Raw genomic sequence first — 13964 nt, 5'->3', positions numbered from 1 at the left:
GGGTTTAGGGGCAGTTCGGGTTGGGATTGGTGCAGGCGGTGCAGCTCCCCCCGGAGCACCAGCCGTCCTCGACGAGATTTCCGTCGCCGTCGCACTTCAGCCAGCAGGCCACGCAGCGCCCCTTCCCGACGCCGCAGTGGTTCGACGAGAAGCAGTTCTTCGGCCCCGCCTTGAGGTAGCCCTGATTGATCTGCGACTGAGAGCACGGCCCGAGGCGGCAACTCGCCTCGCAGGTCTTCTCGCCGCAACCGTTCGGACAGCCCACCTTGGTCCCCGGCTCGCAGGCCTCCTTGGGCACCCCGACGCAGTCGCCGTACCCGCTGCAGTCCGCCTTGCACACCTTCCGACCGCTCCCGCACGGGCCGCACGCAGCCTCGGTGCCGGCCGGACAGACGCATCCTCCGTCGGAGCTCGCGCCGCCGCGGTCTTGCCCTCCCGCCGCCCCATCCCCCGGCACCCCGGACGCGTCGGGCCAGGTCCCCTGGTCGCGGCGCGGGTTCGCCACGTAGCTGTCCGCCGCCGCCCGTAGGTCCAGACGCGGCGTGCTCCCCGGACAGCCCGACCCGCCCACCAGCACGCCCACGAGCAGGACAACGCCTCGCGCCCCCCTTCCGATCCTCGAGCTTCCGACGGTCAACGTGCGCCCTCCGTCCTCGAACGCTATCACGCCGCGCGAGACCCGGGCAAACCGCGGTCCCTTCCGCGCCGCTTGACGCGAGCTCGCGAGAACGGCTTGAATGGCGCCATGTCCGGGGAGGTCCCGCTTCGTCCCACGCCCTCGCAGCTCGCCCTGCTGAGCTCCTTCGAGCGGCAGGCCTTCACCCTCGTGGACTTCGTCAATCGCACGCCCGCGACCAAGGCCGCGGCGGATGCCTTCCTGCGCACCTTCGGGGCCTCGTGGGTCTACCACTGCACGCGTAACCTCGTGCACCTCGTGGGCCTCGACGAGTTGCGCGCGCTGAGACCCCCGCGGGGCCTGCTCCTCGCCTGCAACCACCGCAGCTTCTTCGACCTGTACGTGGTGAGCTGCTGGCTCTACCGCACGACGGAGCTGCTCCAGCGCGTCTACTTTCCCGTGCGGTCGGATTTCTTCTACGAGCAGCCGGCGGGCGTGCTCGTGAACCTCGCCATGTCGGCCCTCGCGATGTACCCACCGATCTTTCGGGACGCCCACAAGCGCGAGTTCAACAGCTACGGCGTGCGGCGCGTGGTGCAGCTCCTGAGGGAGCCCGGGTCCGTGGTCGGCGTGCACCCCGAGGGGCGGCGCAACCGCACCGGCGACCCGTACGCGCTGCTCCCCGCGCAGCCTGGGGTCGGCAAGCTCATCCTGGACGCGGAGCCCACGGTGCTCCCCGTGTTCATCAACGGGCTCGGCAACGATCTGGCCCGCCAGGTGCGCGGCAACTTCGACGGCACGGGAGAGCCGGTGATCATCGTGCTCGGCCGGCCGGTCGAGCCCGAGACCTTCCACGCGCAGCGCAACAGCCTCCGCGCCCAGAAGGCCGTCGCGGACCGCGTGATCGAGGAGATCGGCCGGCTGGGAGAGGTGGAACGCGCGCTCAGAGCCCGACTCGGAGCGCGGCCAGCGCGAGGGCCGGTCTTCCACCCGCTCCCCGAGGAGAGCGAGCCTCCGCGGCGCAGCGTCGTCGGGGGTTAGACTCTCGGGCTCAGGCCGCGGCGGTCGTCAGCACGCGCTTGCCGAGCTCCTGGTCCAGCATGAAGAGCCCGCTGCCGCTGTCGCCGATCAGCTTCAGCTTGTGGATCAGCTCCACGAGCTGAGACTCCTCCTCGACCTGCTCGGTCACGAACCACTGCAGGAGGTTCGCGCTGGCGTGGTCCTTCTCCTTGATCGCGAGCTCGGCCAGGTCGTTGAAGCGCTGGCTGACCATCCGCTCGTGCTTGAGCGCCTCCTCGAAGAGCACGAGCGAGGTCTTCCAGTTCCCCCCCGGCGCGGCGACGGCCTGCAGGCTCACCTCCCCCTCGCGCGCCAAGATGAAGTCGTAGAGCTTCATCGCGTGGATCAGCTCCTCTTGGGCCTGGATGCGAAACCAGTGAGCCGCCCCCGCCAAGTTCTTGTGCGAGAAGTGGGCCGACATCGCCAGGTAGAGGTACGACGACCCGAGCTCGTAGCCGAGCTGCTCGTTGATCGCCTTCTGCATCTTCTTGGTGAACGCCATGGCGCGCTCCTTCCTGGTTAGCGAGAGCCGAAGTGTCGTCGATCCCCCTGCCGCTGGCAACCGGGGCAGTAGAATGTGCTGCGCTGCTGCTGCGTGACCCGCACGATGGCCGTGCGGCAGCGCCGGCAGGGCTCCCCTTCGCGCGCGTAGACCGCCAGGTAGCGCTGGTAGCCGCCCACCTCGCCGCGCGAGTCCTGAAAGTCGGAGAAGGTGGTCCCACAGTGCTTCACCGCCGCGGTGAGGACCTCGGAGACGGCGCGGTGGAGCCGTCGCGTCTCGCCCGCATCGAGCGAGCCGGCGCTGCGCGCGGGGTCGAGGCGCGCCCGATAGAGCGCCTCCGAGGCGTAGATGTTCCCCAGCCCCACCAGGCGGTCCTGGCGGAGCAGCCAGGTCTTGAGCTCCTGCCGGCTTCCCTGGAGAAGCCCGCCCAGCACCTCGGGCGTGAAGCGGTCCTGCAGCGGGTCGACGCCCCCCGTACGGAGCGTCGAACGGTCTTCGTGCAGCTCGACCAGGCCGAAGCGTCGGGCGTCGTAGAAGAGCAGCGCGCCGCGGTCGAGCACGAAGCGGGCCCGCAGGTGCCGCTGGTCATGCGCCGCGTCCGGCTCGGCGCGATAGATGAGCCGGCCGGTCATGCGCAGGTGGACCGCCAGGTAGCGCTCGGCGCGACGAGGACGCGCGAGGGCCAGCACCACCCACTTCCCGACGCGCTCCACGCCGCGGATCACCTGCCCCGCGAGCTCCGCGACAGGGAGGTGGTCCAGCTTGGCGTCGAGGAGCTCCACGGAGGCGATCCGGCGCCCCGCGAGATCCGGCCGAAGCTGGCGTGCGACCGTCTCGACCTCGGGCAGCTCGGGCATGCGCGCTCACTCCGGCAGGGCGCGGTGGATCCAGCCGCCACCGAGAACGCGCTCGCCCTGATAGAAGACGGCCGCCTGCCCCGGCGTGACGGCCTGCTGGGGCGACGCGAAACGCACCTCCGCCCGACGCGCGTCGAGCCGCACCAGCCGGCCGGGCGCCGCTCGATGCCGGTAGCGCACCTGCACCTCGACGGCTCGCTCCTCGCCGACGGAGAGCTCCTCGTGCCAGCGCACGTCGTCGGCCTCGAGTCCCGTGGCCTCGAGCTCGCGTGGCTCGGTGCTCACGACCACCTCGCCGCTCTCGGCGCGGATGGCCGTCACGTAGGCCCGCTGCCCGAGCGCGACGCCGAGCCCCTTGCGCTGTCCCACCGTGAAGTGGTGGATCCCGGGGTGCTCGGCAAGGACCTGGCCCGTCGGGCTGACGATGCGACCGCCCCGGGCCGCCCCATCGAAGCGCTGCCGCAGCGCCTCGGCGAAATCCCCGCGCTGCGCGATGCAGGCGTCCTGGCTCTCGGCGCGCGCGGCGTTCGGCAGCCCGTGGCGCCGGGCCAGTTCGCGCACCTCGGGCTTGGAGAGCTCTCCCACGGGGAGCAGGGTCCGCGCGAGCTGCGCCGGACTCAGCGAGAAGAGGAAGTAGGCCTGGTCCTTGGCGGCGTCCCGCCCGCGGCAGAGCGTCGGCCGCCCGTTCTGCACCATCCGCGCGTGGTGTCCCGTAGCCACGAAGCGCGCGTCGAGCGCGTCGGCCTGCTCGAGCAGGAGCCCGAGCTTGAGGTGCTCGTTACAGGCCACGCAGGGGCTCGGGGTCCTGCCCGTCGCGTAGTCCTGCCACGCGCCGCGCAGCACGCGCTCGCGAAAGCGCGCCTGACCATCCACCACGTAGTGCGGTATGCCGAGCTGCCCCGCCGCCGCCCGCGCCGCCGCCACGCCACCGAGGCCGCAGCAGGAGCGCTCGCTCGCCCCCTCCTCGCAGGCGAAGAGCCGCAGGGTCATCCCCACCACCTCGTAGCCCTGCTCGAGGAGCAACGCCGCCGCGACGCTCGAGTCCACGCCCCCCGAGAGAGCCACCACCACGCGGGTCACGGTCGCGCCTCCTTCGCCGCCGTCAATGCAGCCACGGCGACGTCCACGGCGCTTCCCCGAAGACGCGTGACCAGCCGCGCGAGCACCTCCGCCGTGCGGTCGATCTCCGCGCCGGTGTTCCCCCGACCGAGAGAGAAGCGCAGCGACCCGAGGACCTCCGCCTCGGAGAGGCCCATCGCGCGGAGCGCGGGCGAGCCGGCCACCTCCCCCGAGGCGCAGGCCGATCCCACCGACGCGGCGATCCCCTCCAGGTCGAGGCCCATCAGCAGCGTATTCCCCGAGAGCCCGGGCAGGCTCACGTGCAGGGTGTTCGGCAGCCGCTCCACCGGGTGGCCGTGCACCGCCAGCCCCGGGAGGCGCCGCTCGAGCTCCTCGGCCAGCCGATCGCGCAGCGCCGCGACGCGCGCCGCCTCGGAGAGCCGGGCCGCCGCGAGCTCGCACGCGACCCCCAGGCCGACGATGCCGGGCACGTTCTCGGTCCCGGCGCGACGGCGCAGCTCCTGCGAGCCGCCATGGAGCTGGCGCGAGACCTTCGCCCCCCGCCGCACGTAGAGCGCACCGACCCCCTTCGGTCCGTGAAGCTTGTGCGCCGAGAGCGAGAGGAGGTCGACGCCGAGCGCGTCCACCGCGACGGGGAGCTTCCCCACCGCCTGCACCGCGTCCGTGTGTAGCAGCGCGCGACCGTCGAGCGCGGCGGCCAGCTCGGCCACCGGCTGGAGCGTCCCGACGTCGTTCTGCGCGCGCATCACCGAGACCAGCGCCGGACCCCCGTCGAGCGCCGCGACGACCTCGCGCGGCTCGACGCGCCCGAACCCGTCCACCGGGGCGATGGTCAGCCGGTGCCCGAGTCGGCCGAGAGCCCGCGCCGTCTCGAGCACCGCCGGATGTTCCACCGCGCCGACCACGAGCTGCGCCGACCTCCCGCTCGCCTCGGACAGGCCCTCCACGCCGCCGGCGAGCGCGAGCTGATTCGCCTCGGTCCCGCCGCTCGTGAAGACGATCTCGTCGGGCTTCGCCCCGAGGAGCGCGGCCACCTGCTCGCGCGCCCGGTCCACCGCCCGACGCGCGGCCTGTCCCTCGCGATGCACGCTGGACGGGTTGCCGTAGGTGCCGCCCAGGAAGGGCAGCAGCGCCTCCAGCACCGCCGGGTCCACGGGCGTCGTGGCGTTGTGATCGAGATAGATGCGCGACACGCGGCGACTCGGGTCAGTTTCCAGGGCACGCTGTGCCGGGTCCGCAGGCTTGTCAAGCGGGCGCCGGGCCTACCGACCGCCGGAGGAGGGGCTACTCCAGATCTTCGCGGCGGTTCGCGTTGCGCAGGCTGCCCCAGCCCTCGGGGAGCGGCAACGCCACCGCTCGGGCCTCCTCGAGCAGCCGCCACATGGAGAGCGTCCCCTCGTCGAGCTGCGCCCCGACGAGGGGGGCGATGCTGCGATGGTAGAGGGCGAAGAGCGGCTCCCAGCGCGCGCCGCGAAAGGCGACGGCCTTCGCGCCGGCGCAACAGCCGGCGACGAGGTCCTCGACCCATCCCGCGCGCACTCCGATCACGTCGCAGGCGCAGAGCAGCAGCCACGGCTCCTCGGGCCGCAGGTCGAGCAGCGCCGCTTCCAGGCCGCCGAGCGGCCCCATGCCCGGTCGCAGGTCCGCCACTGTGCGGAGCCCGAGGTCCGCGTACTGCCCGGGCGTCCGCGCCACCGCCGTGAGGCGCGTCGCTCGCTCTTCGAGAGCCGTCGCGAGGCCGGTGAGGAGCGACACGCCGCCCCGGACGGCCCGCGCCTTCTCGCTGCCGAAGCGTCGGCTCTCGCCACCCGCGAGGAGGTAGATCGGTACGCGCTCCATCGTCGCTTCTCCCTGGGCGTAACCTAGCACCGCGGAGGCTCCGCGGGCGCCGTAGGCCACGGTCCGGCGTCCCCAAACGGGCCGGAGTGCCTGACATGACATGTGGCCCACATTACGATAGAAGGGCCCACAACGACGCCCACCGGCACCCACTTTCGACGTAAAATATCGTGCCAATAGAGATTTTTACTGTGACAGGATTGACCAGTGAGGACCCTCACGTCATGCTGATATCTACGATTCTCAATGTTGGTCATATTACAAAAAAGGAGGAACAAAGAGATGAGTCGTACGGGACAAAAGGTCGGGCGGGGCGTCCTCGTGGCGGTGCTGTGCTGCGCGGCCTGCGGTGATCCGGAGCTCTCTGGCGACAGCCGAACCCTGGCCCTGCACCAGCAGCCGCTCGCCTCCCTGCAGTTCGACTGCGACGCGATCGCCTACGGCATCGCCTTTGTCCCGGAGGCGCAGCTGCGCGCCCACGTCCCGGCGGGGTACACCCTGCTCTCCGACGGCAGCGGCAACGCCGAGCTCGACCTGGCCTTCGGCCGATGCGCCACCTCGTCGGTGAACGGGGTCCCGAGCGGCCCCATCGACTTCGCCGCCGGGTTCGCCGTCCTCGTTCCTCCGGCCTGGCTGGAGGTCGCCCCCGGCACCGCCGTCGTCTACCAGCTCTGGTACGACACGCAGAACAAACCCTGGCCGAAGGCCCTCACGGCCGCCGGGATGGGCCGCGTAGTGAGCAAGCCGAGAGAGCTCGCTCTCGCCTTCCCCCCCGCGGGCGACGCCTCGGGTAACGTGACGCTCCGGCGCGGTAGCTACGGGTTCGCCGCCAACGTGCCGCCGACGCAGCTCATCACCATACCGAGCAGCACCGTCATCCTCTACGACGGCCCCCGGGGCACGGCGCGCATCACCAAGTCCTGCACCCTCGACCTGAACCCGGCCTTCGGCAGCCTCAGCGCGCACGCCGACCCGCACACCATCCTCGGGTCGATCGCCACCAGCCTCAACGCGATGGTGGCCGACCTCCGCAACGTGAGCTGCACCGAGCAGCTCGAGCTCCGGCGCTAGAACGCTGCCTGGAGCTGCGTCCGGATCCGCCCGTCCTTGCGGCCACCGCCCAGCTCCGAGAGCACCGACGCGTCGGTCTGCCACTTGAAGCCGTGCTTGAAGACGAACAGGTTGAAGCCCACCGTAAACTCCTGCTGGTCGTTGCCGCTCCCCGACCAGACCACCGCGCCGTAGCGCAGCACTGGCTCGAAGCGCTTCGCCAGGAGCAGCCCCGTCTGGGCGTGGACCCCCACCGCACCGAAGCCCTGATCCGAGAAGCTCGGCCCCCTCTGCGCGCTCGCCACGTACGCGCCGCCGGTGAGCGAGAAGCCGTGCACCTTGAGCATCCCGTCCAGCTCGCCCGCCACGCGCGACTTCTGGTTCTCGTCGTAATCGAACTCGGCGAGGAGACTCGCCGCCACGCCGAGCCGCAGCCCGCCGCCCTCCAGGTCCGACTCGCTGTAGGTGTTCGATCCAGCGGTGTGGTACCCCGCGCGCGCCACCAGGGCCGGGTAGAGCTTGGTCGGCACGGTGCTGAACTTGCCGTCCTTCACGCTGCTCTTGCTCGTCTTGGGGTCGGTCTCGACCGTCGCCGAGAAGAGCGGCGCATCCCCCGCACCGTTGAAGACGCCGACCGCCCATTCGAAGCGCCGCGCCTCCTTGTGGTAGCTGTTGTGCAGCATGAACCCGATGTCCCGCTCGCAGAGAAAGGCCTTGTCCGTGAGCGCCCGATCCACGAGCTGCAGGTCTCCCGAGGAGGTGACCTGCTGACGCGAAAAGGGCCGCTTGAACTGGCCCACGCGGAGGCGGAGCCAGGGGGCGAAGGCCCACTCGGCGAAGAAGTCCCGCAGCGTGACGAAGCCCCGCCCGAAGTCCGGCTGGAACTCGAAGGTGAGGCGCGGGGTGAAGAAGTGCCCCGACAGCTTCAGCCGCGCGCGATGGATCGAAAAGGCGAGGCTCGGGCGACCGCCGGCCGAGAGGTCGCTCTTCAGCACCTCGCCCCGGGCCTGCACGCGCGCGTTCACCCGCAGGAGGAAGCGCTCGTCGCCGTCGCGCAGAAAGAACCCCCTGTCGTAGCCGACGACCTTGCGGTCGGCGAGGTTCGGCGCGGGAACCGGCGCCCGCGGCTCGTCGCCCGGCCGGACCTGCGCTCGCGCCACGCCGGGCGCGTGGGCTAGAATGAGCGCCAACGAGACGCTGGTGAGCCAGCTCGGTAGATGGGTGCGCATCGTTTCGTCCTCGCGCCGCAGCGGCAGCTCCCGTATCGCGGCCCCGGGTGACAGGCGCATGACGGGCACGTGACAATTGGCACGAGTCGGCGGCGCAGCACAAGCACGCGCCACGACCGGCAGGAAACGGAGGAGAGCGATGCACGTCACGCTGGTGCGCCACGGAAGAGCCGCGCCCGAGCTCGCGCCGCTCGGAGACGCGGGACGCGTGCTGACGGTGGACGGGCGCGCTCAGGTGCGCGAGACCGGCGAGGCCCTCGCCCGCCTCGGGGCGAGCCCCTCCGAGATCTGGTCGAGTCCCCTCGTGCGCGCGGTGCAGACCGCCGAGCTCCTCGCGGCGGCCACTGGCTACACGGGAGAGATCCGGGTGCAGAGCGAGCTCCTGCCCTACGGCTCGGCGGGGGCCCTGCTCGACGCGATGCGGCTCCTCTCCACCGAGACCGAGCTGCTCCTCGCCGGACACGAGCCCTTCATGAGCCACCTCGCCACCGTGCTCGGCGGCGAGAGGGTCAGCGGCTTCTCCACCGGCGCGGCCTACCGCTACGTGCTGCCGACGGTCGAACCGGGCGCCGGACGGCTGCTCTGGAGACGTCCTTGAAGGTCCATCACCTGAGCTGCGCCTCCCTCTGCCCCGTCGGCGGACGCCTCGTGACGGGGCGCAAGGGACCAGCCGAGATGACCTGCCACTGCCTGCTCATCGAGAGCGACGCGGGGCTCGTGCTGGTCGACACCGGCATCGGCTCGGCCGCGGCGGCCGACCCCGTCGGGCAGCTAAGCGGTCTCTTCGTGAAGGTCGTTCGACCGCGACTCGAGCCCGCGGAGACGGCCGTCGCGCAGCTCGCGGCGCTCGGCTTCTCGGCCCGCGAGGTGCGCCACGTCATCCCCACGCACCTCGACCTGGATCACGCGGGAGGCCTCCCCGACTTCCCCGGGGCCACGGTCCACGTGTTCGAGCCCGAGTATCAGGCCGCGATGGCGCGCGACACGACCACGCGGAAGCGCCGCTACCAGCCGGCGCAGTGGGCTCACGAGCCGCGCTGGGTGCGCTACGAGCCGCGCGGCGAGCCCTGGTTCGGCTTCGAGACCGTCCGTGCGCTGGAGGGCCTTCCCCCCGAGATCCTGCTCGTGCCCCTACCCGGCCACAGCACCGGCCTTTGCGGGGTGGCCGTCCAGGCGCCGGACGGCTGGCTCCTGCACGCGGGGGATGCATACTTCCACCACGCCGAGCTCGAGCCGGAAGGGAAGTGCCCCGTGGCGCTGCGCCTCTTTCAACGCCTGACCGCCGAGGACAACCGGGCGCGCGTGCACAATCAGACGCGGCTTCGCGCCCTGGCTGCCGAGCAGGGGGCCGCGGTGCGCATCTTCTCGGCGCACGATCCCGTCGAGCTCTCTCGCCTGCGGGCCCAGACGCGCTGACGGACCTTCGCGCGTGCGCATCGAGGTCGTCCACAGCTTCGCCGAGATCCCCGCCGCCGACTGGGACGCTCTGGTCGATCCCGAGGACCCCTTCCTCGAGCACGCCTTCCTGCTCGCGCTCGAGGAGAGCCGCTCGGTCACGCCGCAGACCGGGTGGCTCACCTGCCCCGTGATCGTCCGCCGCGGGCGCGAGCTCGTCGGCGCGATCCCGCTCTACCTCAAGGCCCACAGCCTCGGCGAGTTCGTCTTCGATTGGACCTGGGCGCGTGCCGCCGAGCAGGCCGGGATCCCGTACTACCCGAAGCTCGTGGCCGCCGTCCCCTTCACCCCCGTGCCCGGTCGTCGCCTGCTCGTCCGCCCCGGCGAGCCCGAAGCCGAGGTGCTGCACGCGCTGGCGCAGGGCCTGCGACGCGCCGCCGACCTGCTCGGCGCCCACTCGATCCACGTGCTCTTCCAGAGCGCCGCCGAGCAGCGCCACCTGGCCACCGTGCACGGCTACCTGCCCCGCCGCACGCATCAGTTCCTCTGGGAGAATCGCGGCTACGAGAGCTTCGAAGGCTTCCTCGCGGCCTTCCGCGCCCCAGCGCGCAAGGCCGCGCGCAAGGAGCGGCGCGCCGCGGCCGGCAGCGGACTCGTCCTCCGCGCGAGGCGCGGTCCGGAGCTCGGCGATGCCGAATGGTCGGCGCTCTACGCCTTCTACGAGAGCACCTTCGAACGCCACGGCCACGCCCCCTACCTCACCCCGCTCTTCTTCGAACGCGTGCGCGCCACCCTCGCCGAGCGCGTGGTCGCCCCCTTCGCCTACGACGGGGACGAGCCGGTGGCCGGCGCCTTCTGCCTCCAGCGCGGCCAGAGCCTCTACGGACGCTACTGGGGTGCGAGCCGCCACGAGCCCTTCCTGCACTTCGAGCTCTGCTACTACCTACCGATCGAGGAGTGCATCGCGCGCGGCTGGCAGCGCTACGACGCCGGCGCGCAGGGGATCCACAAACTCAAGCGGGGTCTCTTGCCGCGCCCGATCTACAGCGCGCACTGGCTGCCGCACCCGGGGCTAGCCGAAGCAGTGGCGCGCTACCTGGCGCGCGAAGACGCGCTCGTCGCCGAGGAGCTCGAGGAGCTCGCGCGCCAAGGTCCCTACCGGCGGGACCATCCCGAGTCGGCGGGCGAAGGAAGGGAGGAACCGGACCCGGAGCGATAGGCGCCGCGGACAGAGTATCTTCGTCCAGTCGCGTGCCGGCGCGCCGAACCGTGTCATCTTTCCGCCGCGGCTCCCTTGCGCGGCTGCGCCTCTCGACGTCGCCGCGGGCAACGGCAACGCGTCCCTCGCGGCCGCGCGGCGCTTCGCCGAGGTCACGTCCACGGATTACGTCCCCGCGCTCCTCGAACAGGGGCGGCACCGGGCCGAGGCGAATCGGCTGCCCATCACGTTTCGGTCGGCCGACGCCGAGAACCTCCCGTTCGCTGACGCCACCTTCGACGTGGCCCTCTCCACCTTCGGCGTGATGTTCGCGCCGAACCAGGAGCGCGCCGCGTCGGAGCTGCTGCGCGTGGTGAAGCCGGGTGGGCGCCTCGGCCTGGCCAATTGGACCCCCGAGGGCTTTCTCGGCGAGCTCTTCAAGGTGGTCGCCGCCTTCGTCCCGCCGCCCGCTGGCGTGCGGTCGCCACTCGCCTGGGGCACCGAAGCGCGACTGGCGGAGCTCTTCGGCTCCCACGCCCGGGAGATCCGCGCCGAGCGCAAGACCTACGCCTTCCGCTACCGGTCGGCCGCTCACTGGGTCGAGGTGTTCCGGGCCTACTACGGACCGACCCTCAAGGCGTTCGCGGCGCTCGACGAGGGGCGCCAAGCCGACTTCCAGGGCGCGCTCATGGAGCTGCTGGCCCGGCAGAATCGTCACCGCGGCGAGGCGCTCGTCATCCCCGGCGAGTACCTGGAGGTGGTGGTTACGCGCTAGGACCCGCCGCGGTCGGGGGCGCCACGTCCTCGTAGAGCTCTTCCTCCTCGGGGGCCGTCTCCTGCTCGAGCGGCGCGTCGCCGCCCACGGGGGCCATCGGAGTCCCCGCTACCTCGAAGGTCATCTTCCCCTCGACGAAGTCCACCCGTACGAGGCCCCCCTTCGCCAGCCGGCCGAAGAGCAGGTCCTCGCTGAGCGGGCGCTTGACCTGCTCCTGGATCACGCGCGCCAGCGGCCTCGCGCCGAACTTCGGATCGAAGCCCTTGTCGGCCAGCTCCGCGCGCGCCGCCTCCGAGAGCTCGATGCTCACCTTGCGCTCGCCGAGCTGCTTGCCGAGCTGCGCGATGAACTTGTCCACGATCTGCCCCATCACCACCGGGCTCAGGGCGTTGAAGCGAATGCGCGCGTCCAGCCGGTTGCGGAACTCGGGGCTGAAGAGGCGCCGGTACTCCTCGTCGGCCTGCCCCGCATCGCCTCCCGCCTCGCCGAAGCCGACGCGCCGCTTCTCCAGCTCCCGGCTCCCCACGTTGCTCGTCATGAGCAGGATCACGTGGCGGAAATCCGCCTTCTTGCCGTTGTTGTCGGTGAGCGTGCCGTGGTCCATCACCTGCAAGAGCAGGTTGAAGACGTCGGGGTGCGCCTTCTCGATCTCGTCGAGGAGCAGCACCGCGTGCGGCGTCCTCCGGACCGCGTCGGTGAGCAGCCCCCCCTGGTCGAAGCCCACGTACCCCGGAGGCGCGCCGATGAGCCGCGAGACGGTGTGGCGCTCCATGTACTCGCTCATGTCGAAGCGCATGAACTCGAGCGACAGCGTGGCCGCGAGCTGCTTCGCCACCTCGGTCTTGCCCACCCCCGTGGGACCCGTGAGCAGATAGCTACCCACCGGACGGTCGGGAGTCCCGAGTCCGGCGCGCGACATCTTGATCGCGCCGACCAGCTGGTCGATCGCGTAGTCCTGGCCGAAGACCACCTGCTTGAGCTCGGCGTCGAGCGCCTGGAGCCGCTCGCGGTCGTCGCGCGAGACCCGCCGCGGCGGGATCTGCGCCATGGTAGCGAGAACGGACTCCACCTCGCGCGAGGTGATGCGCGTGTCCTTCTGCGCCGCGAGCCGCGCGGCCGCCCCGGCCTCATCGAGCAGGTCGATGGCCTTGTCGGGGAGCTTCTTCTCCTGCAGGTAACGACTCGACAGCTCGGCCGCGGTGCGCAGGGCCTCCTTGGTGTAGCGCACCCCGTGGTGGGCCTCGTACTTGGTCCGGAGCCCCTCGAGGATCTGCACCGTCTCCTCGATCGACGGCTCGTTCACCTCGATACGCTGGAACCGCCGCATCAGCGCGCGGTCCCGCTCGAGGTGCTGCTTGAACTCCTCGTAGGTCGTGGAGCCGATGCAGCGCAAGGTCCCGCTCGTGAGCGCCGGCTTGAGCAGGTTCGACGCATCCAGCGTGCTGCCGCTCGCGGAACCGGCCCCGATCACCGTGTGCAGCTCGTCGATGAAAAGGATCGCGTCGGGCTGCTTGGCGAGCGCCTTGAGGACCGCCTTCATGCGGTTCTCGAAGTCGCCGCGGTAGCGCGTCCCCGCGAGGAGCGCCCCCATGTCCAGGTTGTAGATCACCGCGGCCTTGAGCATCTCGGGGACCTCGCCCCGGTGGATCTTCAGGGCCAGCCCCTCGACGATCGCGGTCTTGCCCACCCCCGAGTCCCCGACGAAGAGCGGGTTGTTCTTCCGCCGCCGCGCCAGGATGTGGAGCGTGCGCTTGATCTCGCGCTCGCGCCCGATGAGCGGGTCGATGCGCCCCGCCGCCGCGAGCTCGTTCAGGTTCGTCGCGTAGGCCTCGAGCGGCCCCTCCTTGCCGCGCGCGTTTCCTTCCCCCTCCTCGTCCTCGTCCTCGTCCGCTCCCGCGGGGGCGAGCGTGCCCTCGTCGTCCTCGAGCTTCGAGACGCCGTGCGAGATGAAGGTCACCACGTCCAGCCGCGTGACCCCCTCCTCGTTGAGGAAGTGCGCCGCCCAGCACTCCTGCTCGGCGAAGATCGCGACGAGCACGTTGGCCCCCGAGACCTCCTCCTTCCCCGCCCCCTCGACGTGCGCCGCGGCCCGCGACAGCGCCCGCTGGAAGGCGAGGCTCGGGCGCGGTGCCCGCCGCTTCGTCTCCGGCACGCTCTCGAGCTGGTCGTTCAGAAAGGCGTCCAGCTTCTTCTTCAGCCGCCCCACGTTGCCACCGCACTGGCGGATCACCGCCGCGGTCTCCTGGTCGTGGACCAGTGCGAAGAGGAGGTGTTCGAGCGTGACGAACTCGTGCCCGCGGTTGGCCGCCTCGTTGAGCGCCACGCTGAGCGAGATCTGCAGGTCCTGGCTGAGCTTCATCGTCG

Annotated in this window: 14 protein-coding genes; 6 read left to right on the top strand and 8 right to left on the bottom strand. The window is 71.3% G+C overall.

Going from position 1 to position 13964, the window contains the following annotated elements:
* Positions 1–4: 4 nt before the first annotated feature.
* Positions 5–637, bottom strand: a complete 633-nt coding sequence (locus IT371_20605) for a hypothetical protein (protein MCC6750079.1) — start codon at positions 635–637, stop codon at positions 5–7.
* A gap of 108 nt (positions 638–745) precedes the next feature.
* Here IT371_20605 and IT371_20600 point away from each other — a divergent pair, with 108 nt between their 5' ends.
* Positions 746–1657 carry a 1-acyl-sn-glycerol-3-phosphate acyltransferase gene (locus IT371_20600; protein ID MCC6750078.1) on the top strand — a complete coding sequence of 304 codons (912 nt, stop codon included), beginning with the start codon at positions 746–748 and terminating at the stop codon, positions 1655–1657.
* Positions 1658–1667: 10 nt separating this feature from the next.
* Here IT371_20600 and IT371_20595 read toward each other — a convergent pair whose 3' ends face one another.
* The 5 genes from IT371_20595 to IT371_20575 form a co-directional block, all read right to left on the bottom strand.
* Positions 1668–2177 (bottom strand): ferritin, encoded by a 510-nt coding sequence (locus IT371_20595; GenBank protein MCC6750077.1) that lies wholly within the window; start codon positions 2175–2177, stop codon positions 1668–1670.
* Between the two features lie 17 nt (positions 2178–2194).
* On the bottom strand, positions 2195–3034 hold the full coding sequence (mutM, locus tag IT371_20590; protein ID MCC6750076.1) for a bifunctional DNA-formamidopyrimidine glycosylase/DNA-(apurinic or apyrimidinic site) lyase: 840 nt from the start codon (positions 3032–3034) through the stop codon (positions 2195–2197).
* 6 nt (positions 3035–3040) lie between these two features.
* Positions 3041–4114 carry a tRNA 2-thiouridine(34) synthase MnmA gene (gene mnmA, locus IT371_20585; protein MCC6750075.1) on the bottom strand — a complete coding sequence of 358 codons (1074 nt, stop codon included), beginning with the start codon at positions 4112–4114 and terminating at the stop codon, positions 3041–3043.
* The gene (locus IT371_20580; protein MCC6750074.1) at positions 4111–5307 is read right to left on the bottom strand and encodes a cysteine desulfurase; all 1197 of its coding nucleotides are present in this window, start codon (positions 5305–5307) and stop codon (positions 4111–4113) included. The genes mnmA and IT371_20580 overlap by 4 nt, the downstream gene beginning before the upstream one ends.
* A gap of 91 nt (positions 5308–5398) precedes the next feature.
* Positions 5399–5953 carry a molybdenum cofactor guanylyltransferase gene (locus tag IT371_20575; protein MCC6750073.1) on the bottom strand — a complete coding sequence of 185 codons (555 nt, stop codon included), beginning with the start codon at positions 5951–5953 and terminating at the stop codon, positions 5399–5401.
* A 282-nt stretch (positions 5954–6235) separates the two neighbouring features.
* Here IT371_20575 and IT371_20570 point away from each other — a divergent pair, with 282 nt between their 5' ends.
* Complete coding sequence (locus tag IT371_20570) at positions 6236–7024, top strand: hypothetical protein (GenBank protein MCC6750072.1); 789 nt, start codon at positions 6236–6238, stop codon at positions 7022–7024.
* Here the strand turns inward: IT371_20570 and IT371_20565 are convergent.
* The gene (locus IT371_20565) at positions 7021–8232 is read right to left on the bottom strand and encodes a hypothetical protein (GenBank protein ID MCC6750071.1); all 1212 of its coding nucleotides are present in this window, start codon (positions 8230–8232) and stop codon (positions 7021–7023) included. The two genes, IT371_20570 and IT371_20565, sit on opposite strands and share 4 nt — an antisense overlap.
* 139 nt (positions 8233–8371) lie before the next feature.
* Here IT371_20565 and IT371_20560 point away from each other — a divergent pair, with 139 nt between their 5' ends.
* Genes IT371_20560 through IT371_20545 form a run of 4 tightly spaced genes read left to right on the top strand, consistent with a single transcriptional unit; the run spans position 8372 to position 11600 of the window.
* Complete coding sequence (locus tag IT371_20560) at positions 8372–8830, top strand: histidine phosphatase family protein (protein ID MCC6750070.1); 459 nt, start codon at positions 8372–8374, stop codon at positions 8828–8830.
* The gene (locus IT371_20555; GenBank protein MCC6750069.1) at positions 8827–9648 is read left to right on the top strand and encodes an MBL fold metallo-hydrolase; all 822 of its coding nucleotides are present in this window, start codon (positions 8827–8829) and stop codon (positions 9646–9648) included. Before IT371_20560 ends, IT371_20555 begins: the two co-directional genes overlap by 4 nt.
* A 13-nt stretch (positions 9649–9661) precedes the next feature.
* Entirely contained in the window at positions 9662–10846 is a 1185-nt protein-coding gene (locus IT371_20550; GenBank protein ID MCC6750068.1) for a GNAT family N-acetyltransferase, read from the top strand.
* Entirely contained in the window at positions 10797–11600 is an 804-nt protein-coding gene (locus IT371_20545) for a class I SAM-dependent methyltransferase (GenBank protein MCC6750067.1), read from the top strand. Before IT371_20550 ends, IT371_20545 begins: the two co-directional genes overlap by 50 nt.
* Here IT371_20545 and clpA read toward each other — a convergent pair.
* Positions 11590–13959, bottom strand: coding sequence for an ATP-dependent Clp protease ATP-binding subunit ClpA (clpA, locus tag IT371_20540; GenBank protein ID MCC6750066.1), 2370 nt, complete (start codon positions 13957–13959; stop codon positions 11590–11592). The two genes, IT371_20545 and clpA, sit on opposite strands and share 11 nt — an antisense overlap.
* Positions 13960–13964 lie beyond the last annotated feature (5 nt).

Source organism: Deltaproteobacteria bacterium, from assembly GCA_020848905.1.
GTDB lineage: Bacteria > Myxococcota_A > Polyangia.
The sequence above is the reverse complement of the archived record's forward strand: the minus strand, read 5'-3'. Positions and strand labels throughout refer to the sequence as shown.